The organism is Bartonella sp. AP88XZML (assembly GCF_042195565.1).
Lineage (GTDB): Bacteria > Pseudomonadota > Alphaproteobacteria > Rhizobiales > Rhizobiaceae > Bartonella.
This window is the reverse complement of the sequence record NZ_JBHIOQ010000004.1, coordinates 1-18,835: the sequence shown is the minus strand read 5'-3', so window position 1 is coordinate 18,835 and position 18,835 is coordinate 1. Positions and strand designations below refer to the sequence as shown.

The following is an 18,835-nucleotide window of genomic DNA, read 5'->3' as shown; positions in this document are numbered from 1 at the left end:
ACCAATATGCTTGAATGGGATATAATTCCCTTTCATCAGACTATGATAGGTCGATTCAATGTTAATCGCTGCTATGTAATAGGCAAGTAAAACAATCTCATTGGCATGGATATCGTGACGGAACTTATATTCCATATCCTCTGGTTTGATCAGTTTTGATTGTAAAAGCCGTGTGATAAAGGTCCCCGTTCCAGTGAAAGGGTCAAGAATAGAAACACCCCGTGACCCCAAGCTTTTGCCAAATTCATTACGCAACACATCATCAACAGAATGAATGATAAAATCCACGACCTCAACGGGCGTATAAACAATCCCAAGCCTATCCGTGGTTTTCTTAAATGCCTTGGCAAAAAAACTTTCATAAAGCGTAATAATAAGATTTTGCCTTGCTTGTGGTGTGGTAATCCCAGAAGCACGAAGCTTTACACTGTTATAAAATTCTTGTAATTCCTTGGATTCTTCCTCGATATTGGTTTTATCAAGTTCTGTTAAGATTTTTTCCATGGCTTGCGAAATGGCATTGTTTTGTACAAATTCATTGCCTTCAAACAAAGCTTCAAACACAGGACGCGTCACAAGATGTTGCGCTAACATCTCAATCGCTTCTTCTTGCTTGATTTCACTGTTTAAGTTGTTTTTTAATTCCTTATGAAATGCATCAAAAGCATGAAAGGCTTCACTGTTTTCATCAGAAAGCAGATTTTGAAGATGCGTGATATGGTTTTGTGCAATCTCAGCAACATTGCCCGCCCAATTTTCCCAATAGTCCGCAATAGCAAATTTCTTCGCAATAAGGGTTTTCAGAGCATTGGGAAACTCTTTATAAAAAGGTAATCTTCCTGTTACGCTATGAATAGTTTTTGGTTCATGAGCGGCTTTTCCAATCTCAAGTCCCATATGTTCTGATTTTTCATGGATATGAAGTTTATCCTCAACCGCGGTCATGCTCTTTAAGGCGACAATCTCCAAAGAATTACTAACATCTTGCCCCAAAATCATCTGGTTAAGGGTGATTTCAAAATTCTCATCATGAGCAAGCAAAGCATTGATGACTTGCCAGACCACCTTGTATCTCTTGTTGTAGCGTAAAGCATGTTCAGCAGAAACCCCAGCAGGGACCCCAACGGGTAAAATGATGTAGCCTCTCTTTTTACCTCGTGCACGCCGCATGATACGCCCCACCGCCTGTATGATATCCACATAACTTTTCCGCGGGTGTAAAAACATAATGGCATCAAGAGCAGGAACATCCACTCCTTCAGACAGACATCTTACATTGGTGAGTACACGGCAGTGATTTTCCCCCGCATCTTCTTTAAGCCAATCAAGGGCTTTATGACGCGTTTTGGCACTTTGGGTTCCATCAATATGATCAAAGGTACAGTTAAGAGGCGGCGTCTCTTTATAGACCTTATGAAGATTAAATAATTCTTCCTGTATTTCTTCAGAATTGAAGTTTTTACAAATGCGTTTAGAGGTCTTGATATCTTTACAAAAAGCCAATGCACGACGCATGGGATTGGGGTCATCATTCAGATCAACCTTTAGATCTATTTTAGCAAGGGCTTGATAACAGCCTATAATCTTGGTTTTATCATCAAGAATAAGTTCATAATTCTCATCGGTCATCAGATGTTGAATGGATTGACTTACTTCTTCTTCATTAACACCCAAAGCAATAATCTTATAAGGTGCTAAAAGTTCATTCTGAACGGCTTTTGAGAAAGTATAGGTATAAAGCTCTTTTCCATAGAGTTCTTCATCATCCATAGAGGCGAGAACGGCATTGATCTCATTGGCTTGCTTTTTGGCATCATCGGTAAAGATCTTAGGGGTTGCTGTCATATACAGCCGTTTTTTACCTCGAATGATGCTGTTATCATGAACCTTGATAAATTCAGATTCATTGTCTTCAGTTCCCAATGAAGCCCCAGTGGTTCTATGCGCTTCATCACAAATGATCAGATCAAATTCGGGTAAATCATACTTTTTTTGCGCATCCGAAATCACTTGGATTGAATGGTAAGTAGAAAACACCACGGTCATCAGATCATGTGAAACCTTACCCGCTTTACTAGCCAGTTCTTTTGCATCCGTGGTAGCCGGCAAGGCAAGATCAGAGCTATCAAATTCAAGAGCATCATTTTTATTCTTACGACGTTTTCCCACTTGTGTATCCGAACACACGGCAAAGGAACGCAAGGGTACTTCTGTATCTTCTGTCCATTCACGGATTGTTTGAGATATGAGAGCAAGAGAGGGCACCAAAAACAACACACGCTTGCCTGTTCCTGCTATGGTTTCTGCTATCTTAAGACTTGTAAAAGTCTTGCCCGTTCCACATGCCATAATCAGCTTGCCACGGTCTGCTTCTTTTAAACCTTCACAGACTTTCTCAAGGGCTTCTTTTTGATGATCTAAAAGTTTTTTCTTCGGTTTCTCTTTAAGAACGGTTTGTCCTTGTTCTTTATACGCCCCCCAATCGATTTGACTGTTCTCTAAATCAAAAAGGTTTATGCGTTGAATACGAACCTCTTGCCCCTCACAAGTCAGTTCAACATTGTCACTCCAATCTGTTTCGGTGCTATCAATCAGAATACGACGGGTGAAGATCTTTTTGCCAGAAGCTGCTATAAAACTATCAATATCTTCTTTTTTAATTATGTGAGAGGCATCATAGCATTTACATTGAATAGCCGCATAGCCACCTTCATCACGGACTGTAGCGACCAGATCAATGCCAATATCAGTTCCATCTTCTCCATGCTCTTGCGCCCATTCCAAATAAGTTTGAACCTTTTCGTATTCCTGCTTTTGAAGCGGGTCGTTTGTCAAATAAGCCATGACAAGGTTTTCAAACATGGTTCCCAATTCACGGGGTGATTTTGCTTGTTGACGATAATATTCTAAGAGAGAGCGTAAAGTGACATGTTCATTATCAGACTTAACAGATTGAATCATAAAGAATAGACTCCATGGCAATATATTCTATTGATTAATTCTCTTCAAAAGAATCGAAATGAAGTCAATTAAATCCATTTAGGATAAATAGCGAGTATCAGAAGAGGTAAAGTCATTCAAAAGCGGATAAATTTTTTCAAAAGGGATTTTTAAAGGTTATTTATCCACAGCCTATGACATGGGATAAGATCAGCAAAGTAGTGAAATCTGCTGTTTATTTCACGTATTCATCAAGATAAATGTACTACGTGCTTTAAAATATCAGAATGAGTATTTTGATAGGTTTTGTCTGTTTTTAAAACCCCCAAAACACCTACAAAACCCTCTTAGATATATATTAAAAATTGTATTTATGTGTTATGTTTAATATAGGCTGTTTATTTGAAAGATTAACTTATTGAAATATAATAACTTTTATTTTTGACTAAAAAATATATATAAAGGGGGGGTAAAAAGACCCCCCAAAACCCCCATACCCCCCCAAAACTAATGATGGGGAGTGCTTTAAAGCTTCACTGTTATATTGTTTAATGTTTTATAAGATTTCCAAATTGCCTCAGTGTGATGTCTTATGACTTTTCACTAAAGGGTGCCATTCATAACGTATGGTAGGTCGACCGCCTTGGGAGTTATTCTCTCCAGAGATTTCACGAATATAGTTACAACGACATAAAAGCTCTAAAGCTTGCTTAACGGCTTGATTGTCTGTTAAATATTTCCAATCACGTTTATAAACATCCCTTGCTGTAAAAACATCAGATAAATGATCACAACGCTCGACGATTAATTTTGCACGCTCTGCTGTTAATGTATCCCCCGCCGCATAAAGACGTTTTGCATGACTTAATAGATATTTTTCCCAACGCAAGGCTGTTGTGATGGCATAGAGTCCAATTTCTAAACGACCACCGTCAAGAAGTTCAAAAATCAACGCAAGACTTGCTATGGTTTTTGGCATTTTTAAAAGATGCGATTGTAAGCTTTCTGAGTGAGTACCTCCTTTTGCCTCTCTATGAAGGTTTTCTAACCATTCATAAAATTTCTCTTGTGCTTTTGGCATAAAACGCATGATCAGCGGGTGTTCTGGAGAACCTAAGCGTTTATCACGAAAAGAGCGAAATACCCCTTCATACTTTTGCCAGACCTCTTGATTGGGTGGTCTATCAACCAATTTCCACTCTTGATTTTCATCGGGCCAGACAATCATTTGAAAGCGTTGCAATAAACCGTCATCGTTTATTCCACGGTGCATTGCTTGAATAATGGGAATAATGCGTGAAGGTTGAATGCCGCCAATCATGGATAAAGTGACATAAGGGATAAAAATGGTTCCACGCTCGATACGGTCATAGGTAAATTGATCATCTCCATTAAAAGCTGTTAAATAAAAGGCACGGTCTGTTTGATATTCTCTTCGTTCCAGATTGGCTAAAAAACCAGATAATTCATCACGAACCATTAAGAGACCACGGGGGTTTTCTTTTAAGAGTTCCCCAAGCTTTTCAACGGTCACATCATTGACGATAAAACGAGAGACATCATCATCATGCGCATTGTCTTTAGAGAGCGTTTCATACAAAAGAGCACGAGCGGTTTCACACTCTCCTTTTCTTATCGCTTTATTGACTTGTCTTTCCTTTTCTCGTTTATCTAAAGTTTCAAGTCTCTCTTCAATTTCTTGTTTCTCTTTCTGCTTTAACCAGTCTTTATACCATTCCTTTTGAAGGCACGTGATAGGCGCTAAAGCGGCTTTCATGGCTGGTGTTTTGTATGTTGACGATTGACCAATCAGAGCGCCCCAGAGATTAGGGACAACAGTCCAATCATCATGTTGTTTTGGAGCAATACGCACACCATTGCCAATGACAGCAGCCAAGGCACAGAGAGCAGCGACAGCAATAAAATCCATTGGAGCTTGTTGACGCTCTGAAACGTCATAAATATATTCCATGAATGGCATGGGGAGCTGTAATGGATTAAAAGGTTCAACGGGTAAAAGAGCACTCTCAATCTGTTGTAATTCCTTCCAACCGTTTTGTTGCAAGGCGACTTCATAAGGAATGGCTTTTAAACAAGTATTTTCGTTTAAAGAGACATTATCGTTATCATTGACGGGAGTATTTTCATTCTTGTTTTGTAAATGACTCTCTTTCATAGTTTCCCTCTTTTAAGAAAGTAATACGTTATTAAAATCGGTTCCTTTTGGAGCTTGCATCATAAAGACTTCAAAGCCATGGTTATAGGCACGCGCAGCGAGGGTAAAACCTGCTTTACGACCCGCATCATCGCCGTCCATTGCAATGGTGAGACGCCCTTTTGTAGGGGGTAAATTCACACGCATCATGCCACTGGTTGAAAGAGACGCCCATAAATTCACAGGCTCAGATAACAACCCAGACAAAAGAGCCAGACCGGTTTCAATGCCCTCACAAATGACCAGATGTTTGGGATTGGCTTGACTTAAATGCACCCCACCACCTGTTACAGATCCCAACATGGCTTTTGCTGGTTTTTGGTCTGTTTTGCAGCCATTGGCTTGTAAAAAGGTTCTATGAATGGCGAAAGAGCCAGCGCCCTTAACAAGAGCAATCAACGCGGGCAATGTAATCCCTAAAGGGTGTGGACACTTGCTATGAAAGCGTAAATCAGTAGGCAAATCACATGTAATACCCCGCATACGTAAATAGGTTTCTGCTAAAGTATTTTTGATTGGTTGGCATTGTTGCCAAATTGCTTTTGCTCTCTCTGCTTTCTGTTTTACTCGTTTGAGATCAGCAGAAATCTGTTTTGAGAAAGAGAGCGTCTGATCATAAGCTTTATCAAAAAACGCTTGTTTTCCAAGCAATCCAATTCTAATGAGTGCTTGTATGATCTCTCTAAAAGAGCAGCCAGCATAACAAGTGAGTAAGAGACGCCCATCATGTCCATTGGCAAGGGATAAGCTAGGCAGCCTATCATCATGAGCAGGGCAACGGGCTGTTCCATAACGCCCATGCCAAACCCCATGCAAGGCATTTGTGATGCCCCGAGCATTTATATAAGAAAACATGTTTTTTATCCTATGAATATTGCACCATAGGACGGATTGTGCTATCTCTAGGGTGATGAGTTTGAGAAAGCCTTGTCCGTCCTTATGTGACAAGGTTTTTTTTATGCCGCGTCACTTTGACGTTGCTGTTTTGCTTGCTCGATTACATTCAAAAGATCCGATTGTAACCAACGGGATAAAAAGCCAAATTTTAAAGGTTTTGGGAGAGAGCCATTGGTCACATGACGGCGGAATGTTGAAACACTCATATGAAGCAATTTTGCACTTTCACGGTCTGTTAAAAGAATATCATTTTCTGTCATACTAAAATCCTTTCTATCAAAAAATGGTAACAAATCATAACTATTTATTAACCACATTTTGGTTCATTTAGAAAGATGTTTTATTTATAGAAAACAATATTTTATCATATAATTTCTGATGTGAGATGTTATGACTCTTATTGAGAAAGAATGAGAGAGAAGAGAGAGAAAGTTATCCACAGATAATGGGGTAAATTACCCCATATCTTAAGATTGACCCGTGACATAAGCCGCCCATTTATCCATATAGATCCGGCGTTGTTCTAGATAATCAGTGCGACGATAGGAACGTTCTACTTTACCGCCGACCGTATGACTTAGAATGGTTTCAGCGACCTCATAGGGGGCATCGGTTGTTTCAGCGAGCCAATCGCGTAAACTAGAACGAAATCCATGCGGGCAGGCTTCAAGTTTATTGTCTCTCATATACTTTGACATAACCATAGGTGAAATAGGAGCCCGACTAGAAAAAGAAAAGATGAAATTACTTTTAGAGATACAACGGGCTTGTTCTATCACTTTCATTGCCTCTGATGATAAGGGGACGCGAAATTCTGTTGTAGCATCGCGCTTTCCTTTCATATTTTCAGCAGGTATGATCCATATATCTCCATCAATCTGATCTTCACGAATATGACGCAAGGGATTGGTACGAACCCCTGTAAGGATAAGCAAACGCAAAGCCAGTTGTGTGGGGTTTGTTGTTTGGCAAAGCGTTTTATAAAAAGCGGGAACATCTTTCCAATCCATTGCAGGTAAGTTTTTGATTTTATGGCGTTGTTTGCCTAAGAGAGCGCGTGCTTTTTCTACTGCTTGTAAATCAACATCTAAACCCAAAGCAGCCGCATGTTTGAGACAAAGATTGAGACGAATGAGAGCTCTACGCGCTGTAACAGCTTTTGTATGCCAGATAGGGGCAATAGTGTTGCGTATCTCAGTTTGTGTAATCTCAGAAACCGGCAGACAACCTAATTTAGGGAGAATATGAAGGCGTAATGGTAAAAACCAATCTCCATCTTTACCATCATTCTTGAGTTCAGCTTTACGACTTTCAAAAGCATCTAAGGCAATGTCTTTTAGGTAATGGAGATTACTTATTGCCTCACGCTTTTGTTTCTCACGTTCTTTAATGGGGTCACGCCCCTCATGCAAAACAGAACGCCATTGATTTGCTAATTCACGGGCTTTTTTTAAAGAAACATTTCGCAACGCCCCCAAGCCCATTTCACGACGGCGCCCATGAATGGTATAACGATAAATCCATTGAGCACCTCCGTCTTTACGCTTATGAAGTAACAAGCCGGCACCATCATTATATTTGCCAGCCCCCAATGTTGCGACAGATCTTGCATTAAGACGGTTCATAAGAGCCATTTTTTAATCCTTTCTTATACAAATTTGATCCACACACTCATCCCACTTGTTATGTGCAAATGAGTGGTTTTGATTGATTCAAGATAAACAGATTTGAAATGAGAGAATCTTCCGTTATTCGGGATTCTAACTCAATATGAATAACGCTAAATTATCATTATAAATCAATATCTTGAATCTATTGGAAACGATATTACACAAAGGAACTTTGGGAATAGAGATAATTTGCCTGCATTTTTAAGAGAATTATGAGCTTGCTTTCATGAGACGTTACAAAACCATGACTATGGTGAAGAGCCTTTGATGTTTCAATTCATGCTGCATTTTATAATATTAGGATTCATATTTTAATCTTTAAAAAATGTCGAAAAAGAGAAACATTTTTTAAGAATAAAAAATTCTTTACATAGTATAACCAATATAAACATGTATGGCTATTATGTGATGAGTTTTCTTCTAGAAGGGGAATATTATTTGGATAATATGCTCTCTTTGATTGGTAATCTTTTATGTTAAAAGGTAGAGGTGAGGTGCGATGGATCATTTTTATGTTGTGGAGAAGAATTGATGAGTTTTTTTCGTTGTATTGGCCGTTCTGCCTTATTTATGTTGGATCCAGAGCAAGCACACGGTTTAGCGATTCTCGGGCTGAAAAGTGGATTAAATGGCTGTCAAAAGGTTATCGATAAACGTTTGTGTGTAACTGTTGCTGGGCTTGAGCTTGAAAATTTTATTGGTCTCGCAGCGGGGTTTGATAAAAATGCAGAGGTTGTAGATGGTGTTTTTCGTTTAGGATTTGGTTTTACTGAAATTGGGACAGTGACACCAAAGCCTCAGATTGGAAATCCTAAACCACGGCTTTTTCGTTTAAAAGAAGATGAAGCGATTATTAATAGAATGGGCTTTAATAATGATGGACATCAAGTTGTTTACAACAGATTGCGTGCGTGTAAAAAAACTGGTGTTGTAGGAGTCAACATTGGAGCCAATAAGGATACGGTCGATAAGATTGATGATTATACTGCTGGTATTGTTCATTTTTATGATGTTGCTGATTATTTTACGGTTAATATTTCTTCTCCTAATACACCAGGTTTACGTGATTTACAGGCCCGTGACAGTTTGCATCTTTTGTTGAATGCAATTTCGCAAGCGCGAAATGAGCAAGAGAACAAGCATGGATTCTCCATTCCTATTTTTTTAAAAATTGCTCCCGATTTATCAGAGAAAGAATTAGATGATATTGCTGAAGAAATAAAACTTTCTGATTTTAATGGATTGATTGTTTCTAACACAACTCTTTCACGCCAAGGGCTTAGCAATAGTCACTTCAGTAATGAACAGGGGGGGCTTTCTGGACGTCCACTTTTTGAGCGCTCTACTATTGTGCTTGCAAAAATGCGTAAAAAATTAGGGAAGGAGATTGCAATTATTGGCGTTGGCGGTGTAAAGGACGCACAAACCGCTTTGGAAAAAGTAAAAGCTGGTGCAGATCTAATTCAATTATATAGTGGGATGGTTTATGAAGGTCCACATCTTGTTATAACTATTCTGCAAGAGATTTTGCGGATGATGCAACAAGATGGAATTGGTAACATAAAAGACTATCGTGATCATAATCTTGAGCATTGGGCAAAATTTCCTTTGTAAAAAACGCTTTTTTCTTCACAAAAAATTGCGAGATTTTTTAAAGGGGCTTGCAAAGTTTGTTGATTTTCCTTATGTCACATAAGCATAAGAATAAATGTTTACGCAATCGTGAACAGTTATGATACATTTGCTTTTTATGCGGTTGTAGCTCAGTTGGTTAGAGCGCTGGTTTGTGGCACCAGAGGTCGTAGGTTCAAATCCCACCAACCGTACCATTTGTCTTGTTACAACTTTTCTAATTCTTATTTTGGTGTTTTGTGAGGCGGTTAAAAGCCGTGCTTGGCGGGCTTTTTTGCGTGTGAGCCGTCACGGAGCAGAGACCTTGCGCGGATGATTTTTCTCAAATTTTGCCCAAAAAGGAATGATACGATCAATAATCGCTTGAAATATAAATGGGTTAGCTAAATCTATGATTCTGACTGCAATTGTAACAATAAATATCTCTATCAGTATATTTATATACTTTTAGTATATTTTGTAAACCAAGAGAATCTTATTTAACTTTCATTATTATTGCTCATAATATAAACTATTAAGTTTAAACACATAAAATAAGTAAGCATAAATTTACTAAAATATGCCATATTTTTGACACAATATCCTTGATTTTGTCAACTATATATTATAAATGCGAACTTGCATGAAAATGCATTCATATCTCCAGGGGGGGTTCGGTGGTTAATTATGGGTAAGCCATTTTGGCGCGGGGACATAAGTAACCTTGGGGGATTTATTTATACACTAAATTGGAGAAAATAAATGGGAAGTTCAAGTCGTTCGCACGATTATTGCAGTGCCGATAATTTTAGTAGCAAATATAACTCTGGTAGTGCGTTTGGTAGAAAGCATGGTGGTAAGGTTGGCCTTGCGAGTGGTTTTTTCATAGGATGGGCAGCGGGGCGTAATCCTATGACTGGCATGGCCGTAGGAAGCTTTGGGCAAGCTGTAGGCAATGAATTCGGAGACACCATAGGCGGTTATGCTGGTTATGGTGTGGCTGCTGCCCAGTGTGGCACACAGTTGTTGGGTCAATCTTTTGCTAATTCAGGTGGTGGGATGTTGATGCACTTTTGATGTAGTTCTTTGGGTTATCCTAAAGCCTAGAACGGTGGTACTGTAAAAGGTGCCACCTTTATGTTTAGAATATTGTACAGGAGGAGCTATGGGCGAGTTTAGTATAGTGCTCGTTTATTTTTGTCTGTGGTTTGGCATGTTGTATCTATTCCTCAAAACTATTGCTATTAATGGAAAAAGCATGTTAGGCAGGGAGAACATAGTTGCATTCATAGTGGCGGCATTGGTTATTCCTCCTCTCATTTATGCCTTTGAGTATTTTGAGTATATAGTCGGTGTGCCGATAACATCTTCTCATGTTGCTATAATTATGTTCTTTCTTTCTTTTTGCATTGAATTTATACCCAATATAGTAAACAATATAAAGTGCTTTAGTTTGGCCATTATCGCAAGTTGCCCCATTTTTTTCATCGCAGCTGGTTTTATTGTTATGAGTGATGACCTTCTGTTAGATTTTTTTGATCTGCAGCTTTCGAGCTATATTTATCTGCTTTTCATTATTCCGTTGATGATAGGGGTGGCTCGCTATGTCCTAATTGCTAAAGCTTTGAAGGAAAAATCTATGTCAGTGCTAGATTTAAGCATTTGTATTGGCTGTGGGTTTGCCATAGGCGTCTTTTTTGTGTCATCACTGCTTTTATCAGACCTTCGAGAAATCTATCAACAGATAGGTTTTGCGAACAGGGAGGCAGTGAAAAAAATGTTTGATTATGCAGTGTTTGGTTTCGCTATTCTAACGGGCCAAGTTTTTTTGACATTTTTGATGGTTCTCTTTGTTACTACAAAGAAATATTATTGGTTGGTCCTTGATGTTCTTGCAGAGCTGTTTTTTAGCCTCTTTGTTTCTTATTATGTAGCGTTTGTTCATACAGATGATGACTATGGAATGGTTAGAAGTTGGATTTGTTTGATGTTTGTTGTTTATGTGTACGCGCGTTACATTAAATCAAAGAATGTGAAGCTTAGCGTGATTAACCCGTTTAAAAGGAAAACTGAGTGAGAAGACAGGAGGCTATAGTTCTTTGGGTTATCCTAAAGCCTAGAGCAGCCAACCCAGGAGGGGCAGTTTCTGGAGCAATAGTAGGCGGGGTCCCGTGGCGCAGCCGCGGGTATTGCTAAAGCTGGTTAGGATTGTGTTCGCTCTAAGTGGTGAAATTGTTGTTTGACCTGGCTTTTTTAACAAGGTAAAGGCCTTGCTAAGGGGTACGCTATCAGCCTCTTAGCAGGGAGTTTTTCTCCCGCAATAATATCTTGGTATGCTTGGGAGGGCAAGGCGCTTTAAGGAAATTATATGTCTGACTTAATTTTTGGAATGCTGCTTAGTTTTGGGATAAGTTCCAGCCCTCGTCTCCTTAAAAACAATGGCTTGTTGGGTGAGCGCGTCATTTTTGGGGGGGCTAGCTGGCTTTTCCTGCGCTATCATCTTCGCTTATCCACATAGTGAAAGTGGGCTTACAGACTTATCTTTGCTTTTGGTATGTTATCTTGGCATTCTTTTAATTCTGCACGAGCACTACTTATATAAATATTTAGTTCTTGGGTTCTGTGGTGCAGTTGCTACCTTGTGTATTGGGGCAGGTTTTGTATATTTGAGCTCTTTGTTGCCATAGCCTGCTTTGTCTGCTGCTAATAATAGCCAGCAGCAGGTGGTGCATTCCATGAGTTTGGTTGCTGCAAACTATCCCTTTTTTATCCTTTTGATATCAGTTTTAACTGCGGAGCTTTTGCGTTTGTGGTTGCTTCGCGTATATAAGCCAGAATTAGCTGCGCGTGAGATCCTTTATTTCGGGCTGGGCTTGGGGGTGTTCTAGACTTATACTATAAGACCCTCTCAGCTCTTTTTCTTTACTTGAATTACCGTGTTGATAGGGCGCCACAAATGGTGGGCTATGTCGCATTTGAATCTTGTCCACAAGCGATCAGCTATCTTATTGCCGCGGGCATGGTTGTATTGATGCATGTTGTAAATACGCGCTTTATGTATCTTGGTTTCCAAGATAAGCGCAAGGTCTATTCCTATCTGCCTTTTGTAATTCATTTTGCGGTTGGTCTTTTGTTTATGTTTGACATTTCTTCAGGCTATGCAATATTAATAAATTCTATTTTTGAGGTTTGCAATAATGCTTGACAAATTGACATTATCTGTTATCGGCGCCGTTTTTTGTCTGGTGCTGATTGTTTTTCCTTTGATGAAGAAAAAAACATTGGTTGAACATTTGGTTTTCTTGCTCGTTGTTTTGTGTCTTGTTTTTCTTTATGTTTATGGCGCTACGAGTTATTTTCCTTATTATGTTTTGGCGCTTTCGCTTATATTGGGGTACCGCTGGTTACTCTCTTTGGTTAAAACGTTTAAAGGTACGAAGGCGATTATTGGGTCAAGCGCTGGTTGTTATGTGCTTTTGATTTTTTTTCTATACGGCTTTATGCGTATGATAGGCAGTTTGATTTTAGATTTTTCTGCTTATAGTACGCCTAATATTGTTTTTGCTGTTGGTCTATTCCCTATAGGCATGGCGATTATGCAGTTTTTTTTGCTCTCTCATTGGGTGGCAGAAGATAATGGCAATGGTGTAGAGGCAGCACTGGGCGTGGGAATGGGGATTTGGGGGGCTGCTATAGGGCTTGTACTGCTTACATCTCTACCAGAAACTGTGAAAATCCTAAAAGGGGCTTTTAGTCTTGATAGGGACGCCTTACTTTCTTTACTTGAGACGGTAATATATTATGCATTTATTATAGGTCTGAATCTTTTATCAACTTTCTTAATGCTTGTGGTTTTCCTTGACAAGAAATGGCGTTTTTTTGTTCTTATCCTACTTTTACAATGCTTGGCGGCTTGGGCGCGCTTTTCATGGCGGGCCGCTGAGCCAGAACTTCTTGCAATTGGGCATTATACAATCGCTACTATTCTTATGTTTGCTCTTATGCGGCAAATTTATGATTTTGTGCAAGATAGATTATCCATGAAGAAAAATAGCAGTTTCGCTGTAGTAAATGAGGGGGCATAATAATGTTGGTTTTATTTATTACTTCGCTTCTCGCAGGCCTTATTTATGGCGCTGTCATTTATAATTTTTTTCGCTCTACGTTTAGTTGGATAAATGTGCTGTTGAGCGGCATAGTTTTTGGGGTGATTGTTCTGTTAGTATGGCGTTACTCGGAAATAGAACATAAACTTGATACCTTACGTTTACTGCAAGTGCTTGGCGTTGTTTTTCTTCTATGTGTGTTTCATCATTTTCTGAAGTTCAAATTGGTTGTCGCTGGTGCTGTGGGATGGTTTGTTGCTAGCTGCATTGCTGGCGGGCTTATTGCTTTTTGGGAGCAATCTGTAATAAAAACGCTTTATATGATGAGTATTGTTGAAACCAAGAGTCGTGCAGAGCAGGGGCTGGCGCTTGTTTTTTTATTTTTAACATTTACGGTTTTTTTTGTTGTAGCAGAAGAAGCCATGCGTCGTTGGTTAGTTACTAAGTTTTATCGGTGCTCGCCTAGTTTTTTGTGGCGTTTGCCGCTGAATATTGGCATAGGCTGGGGTTTATGCGAATTAGTTTATAAGGCGCTAGGTCCTTTCCTTGTTTATAATGGCTGGCCTATTCGATCTAGTTTATTAGCCGGTGAATATGTAATTTTTTATTCCTGGACGCAAGCGAGTATTTTTTTGTGTGCTTTAATGAGCGTCATACTCATGCATATTTTCAATACATGCTTGGCGTATCGTGGTGTTGTTACGCGCTCTAAATTTTATGCGTGTGCGCCTTTTTTTGTCCACGCTATTGTTAATTGTTTCGGTGCAACAGTGATGGTTACAGAGAAGGTTTGGTTTAATGTTGGGGGCAGCTTGTTTATTCTACTTTGTGTGATGTTGTTCGTATATTTTGAAAGCAAAAATCCTTTAATACAAAACATAAAACTGCGCGCTTAAAGTGTTGTAGAGTGATGAATAACTTTGCGCACTCTAAGTATGGCTAGAGAGCTTGATACGCGCTTTCTGTTCTGCAAAAAAATAGAGAAGGTTAGCACTGACGTAACGCGTCCAGTACCAAGAGCGACGTCATTTCTGCACTAATTGGGGGGAGGGTGTGCTACTGGCCACGCGCATATGGGAGCCTGCAAATATGCTATCATGCGACTTTCTAGTGTCCTCCATGAGATTGAAGCTGGGAATCTTGAGGTGGCGATATGAGACTTAAATTTAAACAACAAGAATTTCAAAATGATGCGGTTAAAAGCGTCATTGATTTGTTTAAAGGCCAACCACAACGGGATTCTTCTTTTTCTTTGCATTCAGAACAAGGACAATTAGCGTTAAATGAATTTGGTTATGGTAATCAATTATTGATCAGTGATGAAACTATATTAGCAAATTTACGAGAGGTACAACAGAACAATAAACTCTTGGCGAGTGAGACGCTAGAGCAAAAGCAGTTTTCTATTAAAATGGAAACGGGAACAGGCAAAACTTATGTCTATAGCAAGACGATTTTTGAGTTAAATCAACGCTATGGCTTTACCAAATTTATTATTGTCGTACCAAGTGTTGCTATTCGCGAAGGGGTATATAAATCACTTCAGGTAACAAGGGGGCATTTTCAAGCAGAGTTTGATAATCTACCCTATCGTTATTTTATTTATAATTCAAAAGATCTTTCGCAAATTCGTCAATTTGCAAGCTCTACCAATATTGAAATTATGATTATCAATATTGATGCATTTAAAAAAGCAGAAAATATTATCAACCTTCCGCAAGATAGACTGAATGGCGAAAGTGCTATGCGCTATATCCAAGATACAAATCCGATTGTGATCATAGATGAACCGCAATCGGTGGATAATACAGCAAAAGCGAAGGAGGCTATTGCGAGCCTTAATCCACTTTGTGTTTTCCGCTATAGTGCCACGCATAAAGATGAGATTAATCTTTTATATCGTTTAACACCTGTTGATGCTTATAAAAAAGGACTGGTAAAGCAAATTTGTGTCTCTTCTAATCAGATAGAGCAAAATTTTAACCGTCCCTATATTGCCTTGAAATCCGTATCACACAAACATGGCTTTAAGGCGCGCTTAGAGTTGGATATTGCGGGAAAGAATGGCATTGTGAGCCGCAAAACAGTTACAGTGAGACAAGGCGATGATCTGTATCGCGTTACGGGCGGACGTGAGCTTTATAAGGGCTATATTGTTTCGGGTATCAATTGCATGGCGGGGGATGAAGCTGTTGAGTTTTCTGATACTGAAATTGTCAAATTTGGCCACGCACTTGGTGATGTGAATACAATAGAGCTTAAACGCGCACAAATTTATCGCACTATAGAAACACATTTAGATAAGGAATTGCGGCTTGTGCCTTTAGAGATTAAAGTTTTATCACTTTTTTTTATTGATGAGGTGGCTAAATATCGTAGCTCTGATGAAGACCCAGCACTTTATGAGCGTATGTTTGAAGAATGTTATGAAGAGCTGTTGGCGAAAAAGAAATATGCCTCCTTGCGAACTAAGTTTGCGCAAAATATTCGAAACGTGCACGGCGGTTATTTCTCGCAAGACAAGAAAGGCGTGTATAAGGATACAAAGGGCGACAGCCAAGCTGATGATGACACTTATAACACGATTATGCGCGATAAGGAGTGGTTATTATCTTTTGCATGCCCCTTGCGTTTTATCTTTTCGCATTCGTCCTTGAGAGAAGTCTGGGATAATCCGAATGTGTTTCAAGTGTGTATGTTGATTGAACAAAAATCGAATTTTACCGCACGGCAAAAGATTGGTCGCGGTTTGCGCTTATGCGTAAATCAACAAGGTGAACCGGTAGAAAATAAAGATATAAATGTGCTGCATGTCATGGTGAATGAAAGCTTTGCTGAGTTTGTGAGTACATTGCAAAAAGAATTAGAGGCGGATATTGGTTATAAACTTGGTACATTGCAGATGGAGCATTTGGTTGTCCGTATTTATGAAGATGTAAAATATGTGGCTGCTAAAGTGGAAGTATCGCAAGCACAAAAAATTGTTAAAATACTTGTTGCAAAAGATTTTATTGATGAGGCGGGTGTCGTTAAAGTAGATCAAGATTTAGTGGCGAGCGAATTTGAGGCTATAGGGGCGGAGGAAATGCCACGCGAATTGCGTCAAGAAATTGTGAAAAAAACTGATGCGGGCGCGCTTATTAATGTTGAGACGCTGCAAGATCTGATTTATATGACAGCTGTGACGGAAACAAAGATTCTGTCTTCGCAAGAGGCTGCTGATATATTGGTTGAGTTGCGTGAAAAAGCCTTGCTTACATCAGCAGGAAAAATCACAGATACATTAAAAGCGCAATGGGCGACTGGGACGTTAGATTTAAGTGAACGTTTTAGTGAAGGGCAGAAGCAGGCTGTGCTGCAGGCGCTAGAAGCGAGCCAAGCCATGCCGATTACTTCGTAATGCTACGCGCGAGGTGCGGGTTAAGCTTAAAAAGCAAACAGTGGCTTCACCAGAGTTTTTGGCCTTGTGGGAGAAGATCAATAAAAAGACCACTTATCGTGCAAAGCTTGATCGCACAGAGTTTGTTGCCAAAGCAGTGGATGCAGTGGAAAAAATGGCGCCAGTTGCGCCCGCGCATTTGGTTTATCAGACAGCAGAGATAGTACTCAGTATAATATCAAAAAACACAATAAAGTCAATAGTTTGCTTGCAATTATTTTATATGAATCCACTCAAGAATCCATCTTTTTATGCATGATTCATTTGACCATTTTTTATATAAGATTGCCATGCATGAATAGATCCCAAAAAGCTAATCATAAAGAAGTTTAAGAAGAAAAAACAACTTCAAAATGTCCTTCAAGCGTTTTAACTTCTTTCGGATTAACAATAATCTTTATATCGTTTCCCAATTTTGCCAAACACTCAAGCATTTTCATTTCACTAATTCCTCGAAATTCTCCACTTAAGAGTTTAGACAGTTTTGGTTGAGTCATTTTCAAAAGTTGACTAGCCTGTTTTTGTGTTAAGTTCTTTTCTTTCAGAATTTGACTAATCTTATGAGCAAGTTGCGCTTTGATAAGCATCTCTCTGGAATCTGAAAAGCCAAGATCCGCATAAACATTGGAACTACCCTGAAAAACATTGATCATTTTAATTCCCTTCTAATTGTTCTGCTAACTTGAGACGTTCTTTAATCAGATTAATGTCTGGTTTTGGTGTTGCAATGCCACGGGTCGATTTTTTCTGAAAACAATGCAACACATAAAGAGATTTTTTATATTGTATCGTATAAACAGCGCGATAAGTTCCTTGAATATCGCGTTCAATAATTTCTAGAACATTGGCAGATCCAAACCCCTTGAGAACCTTAACATTTTCTCCTCTATCTCCTATCTGAGCAAGATAAAGAGCATAACCAATCCTTTGTTGAATAAGATCAGGAAGACTTTTTATATCTTTGAGTGAAGAACCAAGCCATATGATACGTTTTATTTTACTCATGATTATTAATATACCCATATGGGTATATTTTCAAGTGGTTATTCTAATTTTGTGATTTTTTAATAACTATTATTAATAAAATTGACTTGATAAAAATGGTAACAAAAAAACCATAATTGTTTATTTGTTTTATGAAAAGCTGCTTTGTAAAAACCAACGCTTCCAAATGTAAAAAGAACGTTTTTTACAGATATTTATTGAATATGCATTTGCTTTTGATTGGATTGTTAAAGCTACCGAGCGTTTTGATTTGTTTGATAAGTTTTCATATCTCTAATAGAGCGCTTGCAATATGATACGTTTTGTATATATGCATTCATTACTCCATTGTAGATGATTATTTTTTATCATTATAATCGTTATTTGAAAGCCGCGTCATATCATTTGGCACGGCTTTTTTTGTTTTACTCTCTCTTTTATGATATGTTTATAGCAATGCATTTTATATGCGTTTATAACCATAAAGAAGGCACGCCCCCCACGCCGTTCTTTATTCTGTTTCATCAGTTATATTGACAACATTATCCCTTTCATAAACCTCACAATTTTTTGGAACCAACCTTACTTTGCTTTTTTTATTGATTTTTGCATTGCCATAAACACGCCCCCAGATCGTTGCACAATATGAGATTTTAGCATTGCCATAAACAGAGCCATAAATCTCACAAGAGCCACTCACACAAGCATTCCCATAAACCTTGCCATAAATCTTTGCACGACCATTAATAACAGCATAATTATAAATTTTTGCATGGCTATAAATACAAGCCAAGCCAGAAACTTTGGCATGACCATAAACGCGTGCATAACTAAAAACCGTAGCATCATAAGAAACATGCGCATGATCATAAATATGAGCATCAGCAAGAATGCGGGCACTACCATTCACATGAGCATTACCATAAATATTGCCATAAACATGAGCATTGCCATAGACAAAAGCATGGTCATA

At 38.8% G+C, this 18,835-nt stretch carries 15 protein-coding genes, 1 tRNA gene and 1 pseudogene; 9 read left to right on the top strand and 8 right to left on the bottom strand.

Annotated elements, in window-relative coordinates:
* The 5 genes from ACFIK2_RS00140 to ACFIK2_RS00120 form a co-directional block, all read right to left on the bottom strand.
* Positions 1 to 2,961: DEAD/DEAH box helicase family protein (locus tag ACFIK2_RS00140; RefSeq protein WP_375676753.1), on the bottom strand; the 2,961-nt coding region annotated here is incomplete at its 3' end.
* 556 nt (positions 2,962 to 3,517) lie between these two features.
* On the bottom strand, positions 3,518 to 5,116 hold the full coding sequence (locus tag ACFIK2_RS00135) for a YfjI family protein (protein WP_375676752.1): 1,599 nt from the start codon (positions 5,114 to 5,116) through the stop codon (positions 3,518 to 3,520).
* 12 nt (positions 5,117 to 5,128) lie between these two features.
* Complete coding sequence (locus tag ACFIK2_RS00130; protein WP_375676751.1) at positions 5,129 to 6,010, bottom strand: toprim domain-containing protein; 882 nt, start codon at positions 6,008 to 6,010, stop codon at positions 5,129 to 5,131.
* A 101-nt stretch (positions 6,011 to 6,111) separates the two neighbouring features.
* Complete coding sequence (locus tag ACFIK2_RS00125; protein WP_007347209.1) at positions 6,112 to 6,312, bottom strand: AlpA family transcriptional regulator; 201 nt, start codon at positions 6,310 to 6,312, stop codon at positions 6,112 to 6,114.
* 207 nt (positions 6,313 to 6,519) lie between these two features.
* The gene (locus ACFIK2_RS00120) at positions 6,520 to 7,686 is read right to left on the bottom strand and encodes a tyrosine-type recombinase/integrase (RefSeq protein ID WP_375676750.1); all 1,167 of its coding nucleotides are present in this window, start codon (positions 7,684 to 7,686) and stop codon (positions 6,520 to 6,522) included.
* Between the two features lie 567 nt (positions 7,687 to 8,253).
* Between ACFIK2_RS00120 and ACFIK2_RS00115 the strand changes: the two genes are divergently transcribed.
* The 9 genes from ACFIK2_RS00115 (at position 8,254) to ACFIK2_RS00075 (ending at position 17,137) form a co-directional block, all read left to right on the top strand.
* Positions 8,254 to 9,336 carry a quinone-dependent dihydroorotate dehydrogenase gene (locus tag ACFIK2_RS00115; protein WP_375676749.1) on the top strand — a complete coding sequence of 361 codons (1,083 nt, stop codon included), beginning with the start codon at positions 8,254 to 8,256 and terminating at the stop codon, positions 9,334 to 9,336.
* A gap of 138 nt (positions 9,337 to 9,474) precedes the next feature.
* Positions 9,475 to 9,551 (top strand) — tRNA-His (locus ACFIK2_RS00110).
* A 544-nt stretch (positions 9,552 to 10,095) separates the two neighbouring features.
* Positions 10,096 to 10,410, top strand: a complete 315-nt coding sequence (locus ACFIK2_RS00105; protein ID WP_375618554.1) for a hypothetical protein — start codon at positions 10,096 to 10,098, stop codon at positions 10,408 to 10,410.
* A gap of 88 nt (positions 10,411 to 10,498) precedes the next feature.
* Positions 10,499 to 11,410, top strand: coding sequence for a hypothetical protein (locus tag ACFIK2_RS00100; protein WP_375676748.1), 912 nt, complete (start codon positions 10,499 to 10,501; stop codon positions 11,408 to 11,410).
* Positions 11,411 to 12,289: 879 nt separating this feature from the next.
* Positions 12,290 to 12,538 carry a hypothetical protein gene (locus ACFIK2_RS00095; protein ID WP_375676747.1) on the top strand — a complete coding sequence of 83 codons (249 nt, stop codon included), beginning with the start codon at positions 12,290 to 12,292 and terminating at the stop codon, positions 12,536 to 12,538.
* Positions 12,531 to 13,418 carry a hypothetical protein gene (locus ACFIK2_RS00090; protein ID WP_375676746.1) on the top strand — a complete coding sequence of 296 codons (888 nt, stop codon included), beginning with the start codon at positions 12,531 to 12,533 and terminating at the stop codon, positions 13,416 to 13,418. Before ACFIK2_RS00095 ends, ACFIK2_RS00090 begins: the two co-directional genes overlap by 8 nt.
* Positions 13,419 to 13,420: 2 nt before the next feature.
* On the top strand, positions 13,421 to 14,335 hold the full coding sequence (locus ACFIK2_RS00085) for a hypothetical protein (protein WP_375676745.1): 915 nt from the start codon (positions 13,421 to 13,423) through the stop codon (positions 14,333 to 14,335).
* Positions 14,336 to 14,592: 257 nt separating this feature from the next.
* Positions 14,593 to 16,839 carry a DEAD/DEAH box helicase family protein gene (locus tag ACFIK2_RS00080; protein WP_375676744.1) on the top strand — a complete coding sequence of 749 codons (2,247 nt, stop codon included), beginning with the start codon at positions 14,593 to 14,595 and terminating at the stop codon, positions 16,837 to 16,839.
* 40 nt (positions 16,840 to 16,879) lie between these two features.
* The gene (locus ACFIK2_RS00075) at positions 16,880 to 17,137 is read left to right on the top strand and encodes a hypothetical protein (RefSeq protein ID WP_375676743.1); all 258 of its coding nucleotides are present in this window, start codon (positions 16,880 to 16,882) and stop codon (positions 17,135 to 17,137) included.
* A gap of 70 nt (positions 17,138 to 17,207) precedes the next feature.
* Here the strand turns inward: ACFIK2_RS00075 and ACFIK2_RS00070 are convergent, their stop codons facing one another.
* The 3 genes and pseudogenes from ACFIK2_RS00070 to ACFIK2_RS00060 all read right to left on the bottom strand — a co-directional run.
* Positions 17,208 to 17,531: a helix-turn-helix domain-containing protein gene (locus ACFIK2_RS00070; RefSeq protein WP_375639610.1), complete on the bottom strand. Its 324-nt coding sequence runs from the start codon at positions 17,529 to 17,531 to the stop codon at positions 17,208 to 17,210.
* 1 nt (position 17,532) lies between these two features.
* Complete coding sequence (locus ACFIK2_RS00065) at positions 17,533 to 17,883, bottom strand: type II toxin-antitoxin system RelE/ParE family toxin (protein ID WP_041581387.1); 351 nt, start codon at positions 17,881 to 17,883, stop codon at positions 17,533 to 17,535.
* Positions 17,884 to 18,373: 490 nt separating this feature from the next.
* A pseudogene (locus tag ACFIK2_RS00060) lies at positions 18,374 to 18,835 on the bottom strand (hypothetical protein); the annotation flags it as partial.

Bases quoted from the DNA above. Each gene is read 5' to 3' on its own strand.
- ACFIK2_RS00135 (WP_375676752.1), bottom strand. From the start codon at position 5,116: ATGAAAGAGAGTCATTTACAAAACAAGAATGAAAATACTCCCGTCAAT.
- ACFIK2_RS00130 (WP_375676751.1), bottom strand. From the start codon at position 6,010: ATGTTTTCTTATATAAATGCTCGGGGCATCACAAATGCCTTGCATGGG.
- ACFIK2_RS00125 (WP_007347209.1), bottom strand. From the start codon at position 6,312: ATGACAGAAAATGATATTCTTTTAACAGACCGTGAAAGTGCAAAATTG.
- ACFIK2_RS00120 (WP_375676750.1), bottom strand. From the start codon at position 7,686: ATGGCTCTTATGAACCGTCTTAATGCAAGATCTGTCGCAACATTGGGG.
- ACFIK2_RS00115 (WP_375676749.1), top strand. From the start codon at position 8,254: ATGAGTTTTTTTCGTTGTATTGGCCGTTCTGCCTTATTTATGTTGGAT.
- ACFIK2_RS00105 (WP_375618554.1), top strand. From the start codon at position 10,096: ATGGGAAGTTCAAGTCGTTCGCACGATTATTGCAGTGCCGATAATTTT.
- ACFIK2_RS00100 (WP_375676748.1), top strand. From the start codon at position 10,499: ATGGGCGAGTTTAGTATAGTGCTCGTTTATTTTTGTCTGTGGTTTGGC.
- ACFIK2_RS00095 (WP_375676747.1), top strand. From the start codon at position 12,290: ATGGTGGGCTATGTCGCATTTGAATCTTGTCCACAAGCGATCAGCTAT.
- ACFIK2_RS00090 (WP_375676746.1), top strand. From the start codon at position 12,531: ATGCTTGACAAATTGACATTATCTGTTATCGGCGCCGTTTTTTGTCTG.
- ACFIK2_RS00085 (WP_375676745.1), top strand. From the start codon at position 13,421: ATGTTGGTTTTATTTATTACTTCGCTTCTCGCAGGCCTTATTTATGGC.
- ACFIK2_RS00080 (WP_375676744.1), top strand. From the start codon at position 14,593: ATGAGACTTAAATTTAAACAACAAGAATTTCAAAATGATGCGGTTAAA.
- ACFIK2_RS00070 (WP_375639610.1), bottom strand. From the start codon at position 17,531: ATGATCAATGTTTTTCAGGGTAGTTCCAATGTTTATGCGGATCTTGGC.
- ACFIK2_RS00065 (WP_041581387.1), bottom strand. From the start codon at position 17,883: ATGAGTAAAATAAAACGTATCATATGGCTTGGTTCTTCACTCAAAGAT.